The 16,291-nt window shown below is 61.3% G+C and carries 17 protein-coding genes and 3 pseudogenes; 6 read left to right on the top strand and 14 right to left on the bottom strand.

Annotation, left to right across the window (positions count from 1 at the left end; translation table 11 throughout):
- Positions 1–36: 36 nt before the first annotated feature.
- Both BSL82_RS10425 and BSL82_RS10420 read left to right on the top strand, forming a co-directional pair.
- Positions 37–951, top strand: coding sequence for an SDR family NAD(P)-dependent oxidoreductase (locus BSL82_RS10425; protein WP_072597438.1), 915 nt, complete (start codon positions 37–39; stop codon positions 949–951).
- A gap of 19 nt (positions 952–970) precedes the next feature.
- Entirely contained in the window at positions 971–1,912 is a 942-nt protein-coding gene (locus tag BSL82_RS10420) for an NmrA family NAD(P)-binding protein (protein ID WP_083579138.1), read from the top strand.
- 124 nt (positions 1,913–2,036) lie between these two features.
- On the opposite strand, the pseudogene tnpC (BSL82_RS10415) reads toward BSL82_RS10420, so the two are convergent.
- From tnpC (BSL82_RS10415) to tnpA, 5 genes and pseudogenes are all read right to left on the bottom strand, one after another.
- Positions 2,037–2,806: pseudogene (tnpC, locus tag BSL82_RS10415) on the bottom strand (IS66 family transposase); the annotation flags it as partial.
- A gap of 29 nt (positions 2,807–2,835) precedes the next feature.
- Positions 2,836–3,063, bottom strand: a complete 228-nt coding sequence (locus tag BSL82_RS10410; RefSeq protein WP_072597434.1) for a hypothetical protein — start codon at positions 3,061–3,063, stop codon at positions 2,836–2,838.
- A gap of 2 nt (positions 3,064–3,065) precedes the next feature.
- On the bottom strand, positions 3,066–4,673 hold the full coding sequence (gene tnpC, locus BSL82_RS10405) for an IS66 family transposase (RefSeq protein WP_072597432.1): 1,608 nt from the start codon (positions 4,671–4,673) through the stop codon (positions 3,066–3,068).
- Positions 4,674–4,750: 77 nt separating this feature from the next.
- Positions 4,751–5,098, bottom strand: coding sequence for an IS66 family insertion sequence element accessory protein TnpB (tnpB, locus tag BSL82_RS10400; protein WP_072597430.1), 348 nt, complete (start codon positions 5,096–5,098; stop codon positions 4,751–4,753).
- Complete coding sequence (gene tnpA, locus BSL82_RS10395) at positions 5,095–5,481, bottom strand: IS66-like element accessory protein TnpA (protein WP_072597428.1); 387 nt, start codon at positions 5,479–5,481, stop codon at positions 5,095–5,097. Before tnpA ends, tnpB begins: the two co-directional genes overlap by 4 nt.
- A 124-nt stretch (positions 5,482–5,605) precedes the next feature.
- Between tnpA and BSL82_RS10390 the strand changes: the two genes are divergently transcribed.
- Positions 5,606–6,748, top strand: a complete 1,143-nt coding sequence (locus tag BSL82_RS10390; RefSeq protein ID WP_072597415.1) for a tyrosine-type recombinase/integrase — start codon at positions 5,606–5,608, stop codon at positions 6,746–6,748.
- Positions 6,749–6,847: 99 nt separating this feature from the next.
- On the opposite strand, the gene BSL82_RS21915 is transcribed toward BSL82_RS10390, so the two are convergent.
- From BSL82_RS21915 to BSL82_RS21025, 4 genes are all read right to left on the bottom strand, one after another.
- Complete coding sequence (locus tag BSL82_RS21915; RefSeq protein ID WP_503660804.1) at positions 6,848–7,039, bottom strand: DUF3800 domain-containing protein; 192 nt, start codon at positions 7,037–7,039, stop codon at positions 6,848–6,850.
- 75 nt (positions 7,040–7,114) lie between these two features.
- Positions 7,115–8,072, bottom strand: a protein-coding gene (locus tag BSL82_RS19970; RefSeq protein ID WP_158010753.1) for an IS630 family transposase whose coding sequence is annotated in 2 segments (ribosomal slippage) — positions 7,115–7,720 and positions 7,722–8,072 — 957 coding nt in all. Because the reading frame shifts where the segments join, the coding sequence is not laid out codon by codon here.
- 66 nt (positions 8,073–8,138) lie between these two features.
- Complete coding sequence (locus BSL82_RS10370) at positions 8,139–8,642, bottom strand: DUF3800 domain-containing protein (protein WP_072597411.1); 504 nt, start codon at positions 8,640–8,642, stop codon at positions 8,139–8,141.
- A 396-nt stretch (positions 8,643–9,038) separates the two neighbouring features.
- Positions 9,039–9,245, bottom strand: a complete 207-nt coding sequence (locus tag BSL82_RS21025; RefSeq protein ID WP_226998425.1) for a hypothetical protein — start codon at positions 9,243–9,245, stop codon at positions 9,039–9,041.
- A gap of 125 nt (positions 9,246–9,370) precedes the next feature.
- Between BSL82_RS21025 and BSL82_RS10360 the strand changes: the two are divergent.
- Positions 9,371–9,894 (top strand): annotated as a pseudogene (locus BSL82_RS10360) (transposase); the annotation flags it as partial.
- A gap of 630 nt (positions 9,895–10,524) precedes the next feature.
- Here BSL82_RS10360 and BSL82_RS19965 read toward each other — a convergent pair.
- The 5 genes from BSL82_RS19965 to BSL82_RS10325 form a co-directional block, all read right to left on the bottom strand.
- A protein-coding gene (locus BSL82_RS19965) for an IS630 family transposase (protein ID WP_158010658.1) occupies positions 10,525–11,471 on the bottom strand; the annotation gives its coding sequence in 2 pieces (ribosomal slippage) (positions 10,525–11,123 and positions 11,123–11,471; 948 coding nt in all).
- Between the two features lie 73 nt (positions 11,472–11,544).
- On the bottom strand, positions 11,545–12,435 hold the full coding sequence (locus BSL82_RS10340; RefSeq protein WP_072597407.1) for a ketopantoate reductase family protein: 891 nt from the start codon (positions 12,433–12,435) through the stop codon (positions 11,545–11,547).
- Positions 12,436–12,441: 6 nt separating this feature from the next.
- On the bottom strand, positions 12,442–13,470 hold the full coding sequence (gene dmpG, locus BSL82_RS10335) for a 4-hydroxy-2-oxovalerate aldolase (RefSeq protein WP_072597405.1): 1,029 nt from the start codon (positions 13,468–13,470) through the stop codon (positions 12,442–12,444).
- Positions 13,467–14,411 (bottom strand): acetaldehyde dehydrogenase (acetylating), encoded by a 945-nt coding sequence (locus BSL82_RS10330; protein ID WP_072597403.1) that lies wholly within the window; start codon positions 14,409–14,411, stop codon positions 13,467–13,469. Before BSL82_RS10330 ends, dmpG begins: the two co-directional genes overlap by 4 nt.
- A gap of 3 nt (positions 14,412–14,414) precedes the next feature.
- A complete protein-coding gene (locus BSL82_RS10325) occupies positions 14,415–15,191 on the bottom strand; it encodes a 2-keto-4-pentenoate hydratase (protein WP_072598723.1) in 777 nt (258 codons plus the stop codon).
- 114 nt (positions 15,192–15,305) lie between these two features.
- Between BSL82_RS10325 and BSL82_RS21770 the strand changes: the two are divergent.
- Both BSL82_RS21770 and BSL82_RS10320 read left to right on the top strand, forming a co-directional pair.
- A pseudogene (locus tag BSL82_RS21770) lies at positions 15,306–15,467 on the top strand (helix-turn-helix domain-containing protein); the annotation flags it as partial.
- Between the two features lie 51 nt (positions 15,468–15,518).
- Positions 15,519–16,064 (top strand): IclR family transcriptional regulator, encoded by a 546-nt coding sequence (locus BSL82_RS10320; RefSeq protein ID WP_226998696.1) that lies wholly within the window; start codon positions 15,519–15,521, stop codon positions 16,062–16,064.
- Positions 16,065–16,291: the final 227 nt, after the last annotated feature.

Raw genomic sequence — 16,291 nt, 5'->3', positions numbered from 1 at the left:
GTTCAGAGCCTGAGCCATAAAACGAGGATCGGTCGGATGGGCGACAATTTGCGCTTTGGCGGGCGCGTGGCCGTTATCACGGGTGCCGGCAACGGGCTGGGCCGTTGCCATTCGTCATTGCTGGCTTTACGCGGCGCAAAGGTCGTCGTGAACGATTGCGGTTCAAGCCTGGCGGGCGAGGGGCAGTCGTCGCAGCCTGCCGATAATGTCGTTGCCGAGATTGAAAGGGCAGGGGGAACGGCGATCGCTAATTACGATACGGTTCACACCAGGGAGGGCGCGCGGTCCATCGTCCAGACAGCCGTCGAGCATTTCGGGCGAATCGACATACTGGTCTGGAATGCCGGAATATTGATACCGAGCCCGCTGGAGGACATAAGCGATCCAGATTGGCGGTGGATGCTGGGCGTGCATTTGGACGGATCGATGTTCATGGCGCGCGCGGCATGGCCCTATTTCAAGGGGCGGGGCTATGGCCGTCTTATATTCACCTCAAGTTCGGGTGCAATGTACGGGCAAGGCGATTTGGCGGCCTACGGGGCCGCCAAGGGCGGCATATTCGGCTTCATGCGCAGTCTGGCGCGCGAGGTGGGCGAGGACGATCTTCGCGTGAACGCGATACTCCCGGGTGCGGCTACGCGCATGGTTCTGGAGGAGAGCAGCATATTCTGGGACGAAAATCCCGGTCTGGGCAATCCCGCCCATGTCTCCGCGCTGGTAGCCTATCTTGCCCACGAACAATGCCAGGATAACGGCCGTATCTACACTGCGGGAGCGGGCTTCTTCGCGCGCACCGAGATAATGGAAGCGCGGGGGATCCGGTTCGACCATCGTCGGCCGGTCACGCCCGAGCAGGTGGCCGACGCTTGGCCGCAGATCAACGACCTGTCGAACGTTGAGACCTTCAGCGACGCGATTGCTCATGGCACCCGCATATTCAACCCGGCCTAGCGATCTCCTGCGAATCTGAATGGTTTCATGGATCGCGTTCGCTGGCGCGGCGTCGATCGTCTCAAGAACTAGGAGTTGGCCGATGGACACCATTCTCATCATAGGCGGAAGTGGAACCGTCGGCGGTCACTTGCTCACGGAAATCGCTCGGCAAGGTCTGGACAGGCGCTTAAACATCCTGTGCGCAGCCCGGTCCGAGGCAACGGCAAGAAACATTGAGGCACAGGGATTTGCCGCCGTTCATGTGGATCTCGACGAACCGCAAAGCATAACGGCGGCGATGGACGGGGTTACGACACTTTTCCTTCTGAAGCCCTACGGCCTCAAAATGCTCAATTATGCCAAAAGCGTGGTCGACGCAGCCGCAGCCGCGTCGGTTCGCGCCATCGTCAATCTCAGCGCATTCGGGCCGGACGCAAGCGCTATCGATCTGCTGACGTGGCACAGGCTGGTGGATCGCTATATCGAGAGTTCGGACATCGCGTTCACGCATCTGCGGCCAGGCTTCTTCCTGGAGGGCCTCGCTGCGCGGATCAATCTACAGCTGGGAACGGTGGGCGATCTTTCGGGCGCGCGGGACGTGCCCTGGGTTGCCGCGACGGATATCGCCCGTGTCGCGGCCACGGTCCTCGGCGTTCCGGGTCCGCATGCCGGAAAGGCCTATTCGCTGGTCTCGGAAGCCCTCTCCGCTCCCTATATAGCGCGTCTGCTCGGCGAAGTTGCGGGACGGGCATTCACGGAGGTAGCCATCGAAGACGGCACGGCCGTCGAAGCGCTGATTTCGCGCGGCCGGGAACCCGGCTTTGCCCGCGCGATCGTCGAATATGCAAAAGCGGCGCCGGACTTTCCATGCGACGATGCGACAGGCACGATCGAAACGATCACGGGTCATTCCGCAATTTCGGTTCGCGAATTTCTCGAACGCAATCTGGCGGCGAAGGAAAGTTCCGCGCCCACCTGAAGACGAATGCCGGCTTTCGCCAACCAAGCACTTATCGGGGAATTCAGATGAACGCATTGCCGGAGGTCCGGACGGTGTCGCTGGACGAGATCGACCATTTCCAGTTGAACAGTAAGCGGTGTGCTCAGGCCACGGAAGTCCAGGGCATGAGATCCCCGACGCCATTAGCTGGGTGACCTTGGCGAGCTTGGTGAGCGTCTCGGCCAGCCAAGCATGGGGATTGATGCCGCTGAGCTTGCAGTTCTCGATGAGCGTTGCGATCACGGCCCAGTTGTCACCGCCTTCGTCAGACCCTGCGAAGAGAGCGCTCTTCCGATTGAGCGCCAAGGGTCGGATTGATCGTTCGACGGCATTGTTGTCGAGGTCGATACGGCCGTCGTCCAGGACACGAACGAGGCCGTCCCATCGGGTGAGCGTGTAGCGGATCGCCTCGCCGAGTTTACTCTTGGCGCTGGCGTGGCGGTTTCGGGCCTCGAGATACTGGCGAAGGTCGTCGACGATGGTGCGGCTGCGATCGTGACGAACGGTGCGTCGCTCCTCGGCCTGTGATCCTCGAATCTCATCTTCGATAGCGTAGAGCGAGGCAATGCGACGCAGGACCTCGGTCGCGACCGGGGAACTGTCAGCCAGCTCGTAGAACTTACGGCGAGCGTGTGCCCAGCAGAAGACGAGGCTCACTTGGCTCCGACGCCGAGCGAGTGCGGCGTAGCCGCCATAGCCATCGACCTGCAGGATGCCGGCAAAATCGCCCAGATGGGCTTCGGGCCGCTCCGCCTTGCGATCCGCGGCATAGACATAGGCGACCATCGGCGGATCCTCGCCGCCACACGGTCGGTCGTCGCGGGCATAAGCCCATATCTGGCCGGTTTTGGTTCGCCCACGCCCCGGATCGAGGTATCCATCCGCCGAGGGCCGCGGGCAGGTCAGCCTTTGTCGTTCAGCCAGGTGGCGCGATTGGCGATGAGCTCGGCCAGATGGTCGATGCCATCATCGGTGAAGGCTTCTGTCTCGATGCCGCCGGTGTCGTAGATCCAGAGGTGGCCGTGTTCGGGATCCATGTCGGTCATGGCGATGTCGGAGATCTCGTCCTCGCTCAAGCCCAGCCGTTCGGCGACATAGCGGATCGTGTAGACGCAGGTGACAGCCGCCATGGTCAGGCCGCCTCGGCGACGGGCTGACGCTGGGCCTTCCAGTTCCAGGGGAGCAGGTCAGCCAGCTGGTGCTGGGACAGGCCAGCGAGGCGATCGAGCACGTCGGCGAGCCAGGCCTGGGGATCGACATCGTTGAGTTTACAGGTGGCGATCAGCGAGAACAGCACCGCCGCCCGCTCGCCGCCGCGGTCTGAACCGGCAAATAGCCACGCCTTTCTGCCGAGAGCTATCCCTCTCAGCGCGCGCTCCGCGCAATTATTGCTGAGGCAGATCCGGCCGTCGTCGAGGAACGCGGTAAAATCCGGCCAGGCCTTGAGCATATAATCCATCGCCTTGGCGACCGGGTCGTGTCGCGACAGCGAGGCGCGCTGTTCGCGCATCCATGCCCCGAGCTCCTCGACCAGTGGACGGACGAGATCCTGGCGCAGGGCATGGCGCTCGGCCGCGGGCTTGCCCCACAAGGTGCGTTCGGCCTCGAAGATCGCATCGACCCGCTTCACCGCCGCCTGCGCTGTCGGCGAGATGACGATCGCCTGCTTGTTGCGCCGCTTCCTTGCCATGGTCGCGACATCGACCAGCTGGAACAGCGGCCGCCGCGCATGGGCCCAGCATAAGGCACGCCTGACCGGCGCCGGCCTGCGCTCGGCGCGCAGCAACTCATTGTAGCCGGCATAGGCGTCGGCTTGCATGATCCCCGCCCAACCTTCCAGGTGTTGGGCGGGATGCTCGCCGCAGCGGTCGCGCGAATAATGGAAGATCGCCGCCGGCGGCGCCGGCCCGCCGAAAGGCCGGTCGTCGCGAACATAACCCCATAATCGCCCGGTGACGGTCTTCGTCCTGGCCTGCACTGGCACGGTGGTGTCGTCGGCATGAAGCCGATCGGCCGTCAGCACATGCGCCTCGATCAGGCGATAGAGCGGCCTGAGCACCGCGACGCAGGCGCCGACCTGGTCGGCCAGCGTCGACAGGCTCAAGTCGACACCTTCGCGCGCATAGCGGTCGCGCTGGCGGTTCAGGGGCTGGTGCTGACCATACTTCTCGAACAACACCATGGCGAGAAAGCTCGGCCCGAACATGCCGCGCGGGGTGACGTGAAACGGCGCTGGCGGCTGGGCGATCTTCTCGCAGGCCCGGCAGGAGAACTTCTCCCGCACGGTCTGGATCACCTTCCACCGGCGCGGGATCACCTCGAGCGTCTCGGTGACGTCTTCGCCGAGCTTCGACAGCTTGTCCGATCCGCAGCAGGGGCAGCTCTCGGGGGCTGCGATGACGACGCGCTCGCGCGGCAGATGGTCGGGGAAGGATCGCGGTGCCGGTCGCTTGCGCTCGAAGGCCTTGACCGTCGTCTTCGCTGCGGCGATCTCGCCCAGCCGCTCGTCTTCGGCGGCGGAGATCCCGGCTTCCTCGAAGCTGATCTCCAGCTGGTCGACGAGGCGCTGGCCGCGCTCGGAACGCTGCCCGTAAAGCTCGCGGCGCATCTTCTCGTTCTGGAGCTCAAGGAGCGCGTTGCGCGCTTCCAGATCGCTGTTGATCGCCCTGACACGGGCTGCTTCAGCCTCGGCGACCGCCAGGCGCGCAAGGGCTTGGTCCAGCGTCAGGATCTCAGTCATGCAGGCGCCGCCTCATGACTTATGTTAGTAGCACAATTACTTGAAAATACAAAGAAACATGCGTGTTGGCAGCGCGCTTATCCGACCGCTGTTGGGCGCCACCGCGCCTGTGGCTTGCGCCACTCGATCCCGTCCAGCAAGCATGCCAGGGCCGACGCCGAAATGGAGATCACGCCCTCCTTGGCCGACGGCCAAACGAAATGTCCTTCCTCGAGCCGTTTGGCATAAAGGTTTACGCCCAGCGCATCCGTCCACAAAATCTTGCAAAGCGAACCTTGGCGGCCCCTGAAGACGAACATGTCGCCGGCCATCACCTCGTGGCCCAGACCGTGCTGCACGAGACGCATCAATCCCGGCATGCCGAAACGCATGTCGGTGACCCCGAGCGCCAGCCAGATGCGCGCGCCTGAGGGAAAGGAGATCATCGCTTGCAGGCCTTGATCGCGGCCGCCAGCAGCGCGGGAGGCGCATCGGCCGCCACGCGCACGACCGCGCCGTCGAGCTTGATGATGATCGCCGCGCATGAGGGTTCCGTCCCAACCGGCGCAACGGGCGCCGAGGACGATGGCAAGGCAGGCGGCACCTCCTTCTCGACAATCACCGGTGCAAAGCCGGTCGGTGCACTGGGCGTGGGGTCCAGCAGTTCCCGGCGCCAGCGATAGATCTGAGATGGTCTGCAATCCGCGCGCCGGGCGAGATCCGCCACGTTCGCGCCCGGCTCCATCGAGGCCTCGACCAACGCCAGCTTCTCGTCGTCACTCCAGGTGCGCCGCCGTTCAAGGCCTGAAATTATCGTGACCTGGCTCATCCCAACTCCCCGGTACCGGTGCAAACACCGTCGCTTGCACCGTCGCCAAGTCACGACATAACCGCCGCAATCATAAGGCGGCCTTCCTCGGACGGATACCCTTAATCTGTGCTAGGTAACAAGCATGCCAAGACTAACCGACGCCCGCGTTTCCGCCATTTCTCCACCCGCAAGCGGTCAGGAGGAGCACCCTGACGATTTGGTGAAGGGACTACGCCTCAGGGTCGGGGCTGGGGGTCGCAAAGCGTGGATTGTTCGCACCCGCGCCGGTCAGAAGCAGATCAACAAGACGCTTGGTCCCTATCCGCTCATTTCACTCGCAACCGCGCGGGATCAGGCGCGGGAGTTTCTCATCGCACTCGCCAGGGAAGGCGAAGTTCGCGGAAAGCGGACGTTTGGCGAACTGGCGGATCACTGGATTAATAACGTCGCCAAGGCGCGCAACAAAAGCTGGCGCAATCAGGAACGACGGCTTGAAATCTACGTATTGCCGAAGTGGCGTAATACTGACCTTGCCAGCATCCGGCGCGCGGATGTCCGCGATCTGATTGACAGCGTTGATGGTATTGTGGCGCCGGGGCGGGCGCTCGCCATCATCCGCACCCTGTTTCGCTATGCTATGGCGCGCGATTGGGTGGACGCTTCACCCGCCGAAGCCATTTCGAACCCCAGTCAGGACGTTCCGCGCGACCGCTTCCTCAACATGGATGAGGTGGCGAGGGTGTATCGGGCCGCCGATATGATGGGTTATCCCTTCGCGGGCTTCCTCAAGCTGCTCATCCTAACTGGACAACGCCGAACGGAAGTGGCGTCGATGCGCTGGGCGGACATTGATTTGACTGCCGGAACATGGGTGCTGGCAAGCCAAGATACCAAATCAGCCCGCGCCCATCTGGTACCGTTATCACCGCAGGCGGTTGCACTGCTCAAAGCCACGCCTGAGTTCGGGCCATATGTCTGGTCAAGTGACGGCCAAACCCACACCAAATGTTATAGTCAAGGTAAAGCGAAACTCGACAAGCTCCTCACTGCGAGCGGTGGCGAGATGAAGCCGTGGCGACTCCATGACCTGCGCCGGACAGCGGCAACGCACATGGTGCGTCTTAGTGTTTCGGAATTGGTGGTTGGGCGGGTGCTAAATCATGCCCCGCAAGGGGTGACGGCGCGGACCTATGCGCTCCATAGCTACGAGGCGGAGAAGCGCGCCGCCCTTGCTGAATGGGCGGATGAGATTGAACGAAGCGTGGCATTGCCCCCCGCCGGTTGATTGACATTTTGCAGTTTAGGGATATATTGAAGGCAAGTGGACAGGGGGATGTTCCCAGTCGGCGTTGCGGCCTCGGTGTATACTGGGGCCTTTCGCTTTTTAAGGGAAGCACTTGAGTCCAATCCCCTCAATCCGGCCCGCACCGTTACGGTGAAACTTCTCAGCTATGATGTCATATGCCCGGTTCGGCTGGTCGGGACGAAGCTGTCGCAAACCGATAGGGCGGGCCACCAAGTCAGCAAGCTGCAATCCGCCCGAGTTGGCCTTCTTATCGGCAAACACGATTTCCATGGTGGTAAGCTGAACACGACCATAATTGCCACCGTCCTTGATGCGTCGAAATTCCAGTTCTAGAGCATCGAGCGTTTAATCGTGTGCATATCCGGCGGCGATGAAGTAGTTGCGGCATTCGTCGGGCGGATAGAGGTCGCAGATGCTGCCGACGGCTCGCCAGAGGTCATCGATCGTCCTGGCCCCGATGCGCCTGAGGTGCGCTTTCAGTTTTGAGAAGGCCATCTCGATCGGGTTGAGATCAGGGCTGTATGGCGGGAGGAAGAGGAACCAGGCGCCGCGCTGCTTGAGGATCGCCTTGGCCTTTTCGCTCTTGTGGCTCGGCAGGTTGTCGAGGATCACGACGTCGCCCGGATCGAGTGTCGGCGCGAGCTGGGTTTCCACGTAGATTTCGAAGATCTCTTTGGTCATCGGCCGATCGATGATCCAGGGAGCGGTCAGGCCGTCGCACCGTAATCCTGCTATGAAGGTCTGCGTCTTCCAATGGCCAAATGGCGCGCGTCCCTTCAGGCGCTGGCCACGGCGAGCCCGCCCCCGCAGACGCGTCATTTTCGTCGTGGTCGCTGTCTCATCGATGAATACCAAGCGGTGCGCCTGCTCGCGCATGCGCGGCTGGCGATGCAGCCGCCATCGCCGACGAGCCTCGCAAACATCATCGCGTCCGCACTCCGAGGCCAGAAGCTGTTTTTTTATATCTGAAGCCCGCTCCCAGAAGGGCGCGCGACAATGAGGCTGGATGAACACGCATCTTCGTCGTCGCCTCAAGCTTTGCCGCAAGCTCGGGCATGCTGATATCCGACTGCGCCTCCACCCAGCGGATCAGCATTGTCATGTACGGCGCAAGCTTGCCTGCTCCCGGCGGCCGCCCCTGCCGCGCCGGAGCCGCCGACCCCGTCTTCGCCACACGCTGCACAAGCTTGATCGCGCAGCTCACGCTCACTCCAAATCGCCGCGCCGCATCACGTCGCGAATGACCCGCCGCCACATGATCAGATATCCGATTCCGAAGATCGCTCGAAAAGGCTTTCCCCATGATCCACCTCCAGCAACGGTGAATCATATTTTCCGGTCGCTGGGAATCCTTGGCCTGATTCCTATTTCACGCCCGTTGCTCTAGGTCGCGATCTTCCGTTCTTCCCCGGCGCTCGACTACCAAATGGGTGAGGCGTTCGCTTTGCCCGTGGTCACAGAGGAAGCGGTGGGTTCGTTCCATGCAGAATTGGAGCGCCAGCGTGTATGGGTTTATAGGGGTGACGTAGCGCTCTCGATGCCGGGTTTTGTTGATAGCTGCGGCAATCACTGTCATCGGCGCATCTATTACGAGCTGATTGAGGTCAGCCATGAACTGCTCCCGCTTGTCTCGACTCTTGAGGAACACGAACGGTGGCTGTTGCTTGCGAATTTCGTGTTCGTGCAGGACTACAGAATCATGCCCAAAGTGCGCGAACTTGAAATTCTGGATCGAAGGTGAGATGTGATCGGTGTAGTCCGCCTTGCGGAAAATGCAGAACGCCAACACGAACATCGGATAGTTCGGGTCGTCATTGACCAGACTGTGATCGCCGCTCTCATCGACATAGATGATATATTCTGAGTAATCCATCACACCATCATATCCTGATGATGAAAGGTTTCGCTAGTGACATATCCAAAGTGGCGGAGCGGTAGCTGCCGGTAAATAGGCCGCATATATAGCGATCCTGCTTTTCAATCGGAATTTGATGCATATTCAGTCGCGTGGATGATGAGACCCTATCGTGTGTAAGTGTATAGGCATCCTGAGGCGGCTGGTCGTGTGTTGGTCTATTTTTGCCAGTGCGTTCAACGCTGTCGTCCCCGATTCGGCAGTCGTGATGAGGGGTTTAGCGGTTTTGACCCCCTGACGCATCTTTTGGCGCATTGCGCGCTTCATTTTCTTAGCGGCTAAAAGAGGAGCGGCACCGCCTATGCTGCGGGCGCGACTATGCGTTGCTATGGATGCTGCGGCGATGACGGGGTGTCAGGCGCTCGCGTCCTCTTCCTCGGCCTCGCGGTCGAGGATAGCGAACAGCGCGGCGACCTCGGCCCTGGCTTCCGGATCGGCGGGACCGGGCTCGGCGCGGGCGATCGGTCGCGCGGGGTGCGTGGCGGTGTGGATGGCTTTCAAGGCCTTGATGCTGACCTGCGTGTAGATCTCGGTGCTCTTGAGATCGGCATGGCCGAGCATCGCCTGGATGTAGCGGATGTCCGCTTGTCATTAGAGCGGTTTTCGACCGTTCTGAATCAAGGGCGGATTCCAATCCGGGGTGATTTCTGATTCAGGATCTGTGCTGGTGGAGGAGGCCGGCATGGATGGGACAACCTCTATCGATAGATTTGCGCTCGCGGGTTCTGACGGCGGTTAATGATGGTATGAGCTGCCGGGCGGCCGCCGCGCGGTTTGGCGTGGCGGCATCGACGGCGATCCGCTGGCAGGCGCAGCGCCGGGAGACCGGCGACTTTGCCCCCAAGCCTCAAGGTGGTGACATGCGGTCGCGGCGGGTCGAAGAACGAGCGGAGGATATCCTCGCCGTCTGGGAAGCAAGCAAGGACATCTCGCTCGAGGAGCTGCGCGTGGCGCTGATCGAGATGGGGCTGACTGTCTCCGTGGCCGGGCTTCACCGCTTCTTCGTGCGCCGCGGCATGACACGCAAAAAAAGACTGGCCATGCAATCGAGCAGGACCGCCCCGACGTCCTGAGGCAGCGCCGACACTGGTTCGACGGCCAGCTCGACCTTGCCCCCGAGCGCCTGGTGTTCATCGACGAGACCTGGACTGCCACCAACATGACCCGCAGCCATGGCCGGTGCCCCAAGGGCGAGCGCCTGCGGATGGGCGAATGCGCCAAATACTTCAGCTCATGCGGATACGATCCAGACTGATCGAAAAAGGCTCTAATATCAACCCCGACCACTCCGCGCCCGGCCCCGGCAATGCCGTGAGCCTTATGACACCGACTGTCAGATTAAGTCCAAACTTCTACAGCTAGCCGAGCGTCAGCGTCGCTCGATCAACGAGCACTGGGCAGCCTGTAGGGGGCCACCAACTCTTCGGCCGCATCCATCAGTTCATAGAGGTCGGTACCATGGTTCCAGCTCATCCGGGCGGTAGCCGTACCCTCTTTCCGGCCACCGCACGGGCTCAGTCCACCAACGCCTTCATCCTCCGCGCCTTGCACGCTTCATTCCGACAAATCCTGTAGGATACGAAGACGATGATGATTTCATTTTGTTGAGGCCACGGGATGTGTGTTGAAGCCATTGTGATGAGTCCTAGCCGACATACTGTGCCGGATCAGAGCGTCATGGATGTTTGCGACATTGATATGCTCGTGATCAAAGAATCTTTTCGCCACCGACAGTAGATCACCCGATCTTCGGCGCTACAGGTTGCGGTTGCGTCCCGCAGGCAATTGCTTCGCGCGCTGCCAGGGTGTTGTAGAGGGCCCGCACTAGAGCGGTTTCCGATCATGCTGCATCGTATCCGCAGGCGGTGAAATAGTTGGCGCATTCTTGCGGGGTGTAGAGGTCGAGGATGCGGCCGATAGCGGTCCAGAGGCCGTGGATAGTGCGTTCGGCGGCTTTGCGCAGGTGCGCTTTGAGCTTCGAGAATGCTTTTTCGATCGGATTGAAGTCGGGGCTGTAGGGCGGGAGGAACAGGAGCGTTGCGCCCGCCGCCTCGATGGCCTCGCGCACCTCGGCGCCCTTATGGCTCGACAGATTGTCCATGACGACGATGTCGCCGGGGACGATCTCGGGGACGAGCACCTGGGTGATATAAGCGGTGAAGGCGTCGCGGTTAATTGGCCCGTCGAGCACCATCGGCGCGACCATGCCCGTGTTCCTGAGGCCTGCCACGAACGTCGTCGTCTTCCAGTGTCCGTGCGGAACGCCCGCGCGCAGCCGCTCGCCCTTGCGGCAGCGACCGTGGCGGCGCGCCATGTTCGTGCTGGCCCAGGTCTCGTCGATGAAGATCAGTCGGTCGGGGTCGAGATCGACCTGGCTCTCGAACCAGTCCCAGCGGCGGGCGAGGATGTCGGGCCGGTCCTGTTCGGTGGCGTGCGCGGTCTTTTTTTACGCGTGATCCCGTGCCGGTCGAAGAACCGCCACAAGGTACCGATCCCCACCGACACACCGTGCCCGCGCAGCATCGCCATCAACTCTTCGAGCGTCATGTCGGGCGTCTCGGCAATGGCGGCCCGGATGAGATCGCCGTGCGCCTCGATCCGCGCCGAACGGCGGTCGCCGCCCTGCGGGCGCGGTGCTACCGAGCCCTTGGCAAGCAGCCTTTGCCGCCACCGGATTGCGCTCGACACGCTGATCCCGAACCGCGCCGCCGCAGCACGGCACGACAAGCCGTCTTCGACCGCCGCCAAAACACGCTCGCGCAAATCCACAGACAAGGCTCGACCCATCCCATGCCGACCTCCTCACCGGCAAATCGGATGAATCAGAAAATATGCCGCTTGGGAATCCCTCGCGATTCAATCAGCTCGGAAACCGCTCTAGCGGTATGGAAACGCCATATTCCCATCCGAGGCGATAGATCACTCCCAGTTGCGCATCCAGTTCGGAAGGGCGGCCTTCCATCAGATCACGCTGCATCGATGTCGTTGCTTCGGGCGGGAATGTCCGGGCGAAATCGAACATGCGCGTACTGGCCGCCTGATCGAGCGCAATGCCCGCCGCCTGCGCCACGGAAGTAATTTCATCCATCATCTGCACCACTTGCCCGCGCAAGTCAGGCTCACCGAGAATGGCCCCCATGGGCTTGCCCGTACAGGCGCCAACCGCACCGACCGAACTGGCCAGCAGCAGTTTTTCCCATAGGCGGGCTTCGATATCGGCGACATTTTCATAAAGGATCGCCGCATCGCCCAATAGAGCCGCCAGCCATACCGCATGCGCCTTGCCATCAGGAGCCAATGCGCCGAAAATGATTTTCGGTGGCACTCCGGCGTGACGTACGCGGCAATCCTGCTCTATTTCAAAAAAACCCTGGGCGATTCCGGACAAGATCCGCCCGGCAGGAAATATTGTGGCCATCTGGAGATGCGCTTCCACGCCGTTTTGCAGTGTAAGCAAGCGTTGCGGACTGATGCTGCCAGCCTGCATCTGCGCGATCACGCCCGGAACATGCCAAGTCTTGACGCAAAGCAGCGCGAGGTCGACGCTCGCCATCGCCTCGAAGCTGTCAGTCAACTGCAAGCGAAAATGTTCGGTGCCGTGTTCTGTCGCGATTGTCAGCCCGCTATCCGACAGCACTTGTAACCGGTGCCCTCTCGCGACGAAAACAACGTCATGGCCCGCCTGCATCAGCCGAGCCCCGAAATAGCCGCCCAATGCTCCTGCACCGATCACCGCGATGCGGACCGCCATCGCCGGTCAGCTTTCCCGTCGGGCCATATCGAGCGCGACATCGACGATCATGTCCTCCTGTCCGCCAACCATCTTGCGCTTGCCGAGTTCGACCAGGATTGCGCGGGTATCGACGCCATATTCCGCGCTGGCTTTCTCGGCATGGCGCAGAAAGCTGGAATAGACGCCGGCATAGCCCAGCGTCAGCGTCTCGCGGTCCACCCGCACCGGGCGGTCCTGCAACGGACGCACCAGCTCTTCGGCCGCATCCATCAGCGCATAGAGATCGGTGCCGTGATTCCAGCCCATCCGGTCCGCCGCCGCGATGAACACCTCCAGCGGCGCATTGCCCGCGCCCGCGCCCATGCCTGCCAGCGACGCATCGACGCGCACCGCGCCGCCCTGCACCGCGACGATGGAATTGGCGACGCCCAGCGACAGGTTGTGGTGCGCGTGCACGCCGCGCTGCGTTTCGGGCTTCAGCACCCGGTCATAGGCCGCAAGCCGGGCGGCGCAATCGTCCATCGACATGGCGCCGCCGCTGTCGGTGACATAAACGCAATGCGCGCCGTAGCTTTCCATCAGCCTGGCCTGCTGCGCCAGCGCATCGGGCGCGGACATGTGGCTCATCATCAGGAAGCCTGACACGTCCATGCCAAGCCCGCGCGCGTATTCGATATGTTGCCTGGCGACATCGGCCTCGGTGCAGTGGGTCGCGACCCGGACAGAGCGCACACCCAGCTCATAGGCGTGCTTGAGATCGTGGATCGTGCCGATGCCGGGCAGCAGCAGTGTGGTGAGGACAGAATGTTCGAGTACTTCGGCCACCGCGCCGATCCAGTCCCAGTCGGTATGGGCACCGAAGCCGTAATTGAACGAAGATCCTGATAGCCCGTCTCCATGCGCGACTTCGATTGCATCGACTTTCGCGCGGTCTAGTGCCTTGGCGATCGCCTGCACATGATCCAGACCATATTGGTGGCGGATGGCGTGCATCCCGTCGCGTAAGGTGACATCCTGGATATAGAGCTTGGTGGTGGTCGGATCGAAGCTCATGCTGCGGCTCCTTCATGCATTCGCGTCGCCATGCGTTCGGCAGTCCTGAGTGCCGCCGAGGTCATGATGTCGAGATTGCCGGCATAGGCCGGGAGATAGTGGGCTGCGCCCTCCACTTCGAGGAAGACGGAAACTTTAAGGCCGGTGAACTCGTCATCCATCTCGGGAATGCGCAAGGGGCGGTTGGATCCGATGTGCTCGAATTGCACCTCCTGTTTCAGCCGATAGCCGGGCACATAGGTCTGCACTTCGGCGACCATGTCTTTGACCGATTGCGCGATTGCCGCCTGATCGCCGTCCTTGCACAGGCAATAGACGGTATCGCGCATAATCAGTGGCGGTTCGGCCGGGTTGAGCACGATGATCGCCTTGCCCCGCGTTGCACCGCCAACAGCCATAATTGCCTGACTGGTGGTTTCGGTAAATTCGTCGATATTTGCGCGGGTACCAGGTCCGGCGCTCTTCGAAGCAATAGACGCGACGATTTCTCCGTAGTGCACTTTGGCGACGCGGTTGATCGCATGGACGATGGGAATGGTTGCCTGACCGCCGCAGGTGACCATGTTGACATTGGGCGCATCGAGATTCGTCCCGCCGTTGACCGGCGGAATCGTATAGGGACCGATAGCCGCCGGGGTCAGGTCGATGATCCGTTTGCCCGCCGCGCGCAGCAGCGAATCGTGATGTTTGTGCGCGCCGGCCGAGGTGGCATCGAACACGATCTCGATCTCGGCAAATTCCGGCATGCCGACCAGGCCTTCCACGCCTTCGGCAGTGATCGGCACGCCCATGCGGTGAGCCCGCTTGAGCCCGTCGGATTCCGGGTCGATGCCGACGAACGCGCCCATTTCCAGCGTGTCGGACAGTCTCATGATCTTGATCATCAGGTCGGTGCCGATGTTTCCCGAACCGATAATGGCGACTTTCGTTTTCCCGCTCATACTTTATCCTTCACACGTAAAACCGACTGAACCCAGCCCGCCGATGGTAGCCTTGACACTGTCACCCGGCCGCAACGCCACCATGGGGCCGAGTGCGCCGGTCAGCACGACGTCGCCCTTGCGCAGCGGCTCTCCGCGTTCGGCCAGTGTGTTGGCAAGCCAGGTCGCCGCATTCATCGGGTGGCCCAGGCAAGCAACGCCGGCACCGAGCGAGACGACGGCACCGTTGACTTCCAGCGCCATGCCGCAGGTCCACAGGTCCAGCCCGGCCAGCGGCTTGCGGTCCTTGCCGAGCACAAACATCGCGGAGGATCCATTATCGGCGACCGTGTCGGCAAAAGTGATTTTCCAGTCGGCGATGCGGCTATCGACGATCTCGATGGCTGCAACCACGCTTTCGACCGCCGCCGCAAGCTCCTCGCGGCTCACAGCTCGGTCCGGCAGATTGGCCCCGATGATGAGCGCGATTTCGGCCTCCGCCTTTGGCTGGAGAAGCTTGCCGGCGGGTAGCGCACCGCCATCCGGCAATTCCATATCGTCAAAAAGAACGCCAAAGTCGGGTTGGTCGACGCCAAGTTGCTCCTGCACCGCTTTTGCTGTCAGCCCGACCTTGCGCCCGACGATTCTGCGCCCGGACGTTTCCCAGAAGCGTGTGTTAACTTCCTGTATGGCATAAGCCGCTTCGACATCATGCGGCTCCAGTCCATCGCGCAACGGTGGAACCGGCGTGCCATCATAGGCATCGCGGAGCCGCGCCGCCAGGTCTTTCCATGTGGACATGTCAGCCATCCTTTACTCCTGCCATTGCGACTGGGCTTGTTTGTTGTTGCGCCTCTATCGGTACCGCAGAGTGAGTGCTGGCTCAATTGATCCTCGTTCTATATAACTCATTATATGAGACAAGGCACCCCAACCCTCGGTTCACTCGTACGCGCTCTAGACCTGTACGACTGCATCCTTCGCGACCAGGGCCGCACACCGGCCCATCGACTCGGACGGGAACTCGGCCTCAAGCGGGCAACCGTGTACCGTATGGTCAGAACTCTGGAGGACCAGGGTCATTTACGTACCTGCAAGAGAGGTCACTATGTTGCCGGGTGCCGGGCGATGGAGATGCTAACCTCGATCAAGCCCAACCGCGTTCACGCCGAACTTGCGCGCCCGCTAATTCGCCGGTTGGCAAGTGCCATCGGTCATGTCGTGCACATGGGCGTGCTGGAGGGCGATATGACGACCTACCTGGTCAAGGAAGGGCATGTCGAAGACGCCCCACTCACGCACGAAGACATGCAACTCGAATCTTATTGTTCCGGCATAGGCAAGGTGCTGCTTGCCTATCTGTCGGACGCGGACCGGGAACGCTATTTGTCCGGAGGGCCGTTCGTGCGCTTGACGCAAAATACGATCGTTGATCCAGGCGAGCTTCGCGAACATCTGCAAACCGTCAGAGCCGTCGGCTATGCAATCGACGATCGTGAAATCGCTCCCGATCTTTGCTGCCTGGCTGTCCCCATTCTGCAACCTGATCGATCTGCCACGCTGGCTCTATCCGTATCAAGTATCGATCAGGGGAAGCTTGAGAAATCCCGCGAGGGTCTGCTTCGCAAACTCACGCATACCTCAAAGCAAATTGCGCACCGTCTTTCGGATTAAGGCTTCCCCGATCCGGCAACCGCGATGGCGAAATGCCGAAGCACTATGCTGGGTTATCATGGACGCGAAGTTGCCTCGCGACCCGCAGGGCCATCCGGCTGCGCCGGACGCCGCGCACGAGTATTGACAGTTTATCGATTAGAGACGATATTATCGATAACTTGTTATGGCAGCGTTGGATTAATGAGATCGCGACGTAAGTGTGGAGGGCGGTGACAAACCAGGCC

Origin of the sequence: Tardibacter chloracetimidivorans, assembly GCF_001890385.1 — a bacterium.
GTDB lineage: Bacteria > Pseudomonadota > Alphaproteobacteria > Sphingomonadales > Sphingomonadaceae > Tardibacter > Tardibacter chloracetimidivorans.
Note: the sequence above shows the minus strand (reverse complement) of the source record. Positions and strands in the feature narration are given on the sequence as shown.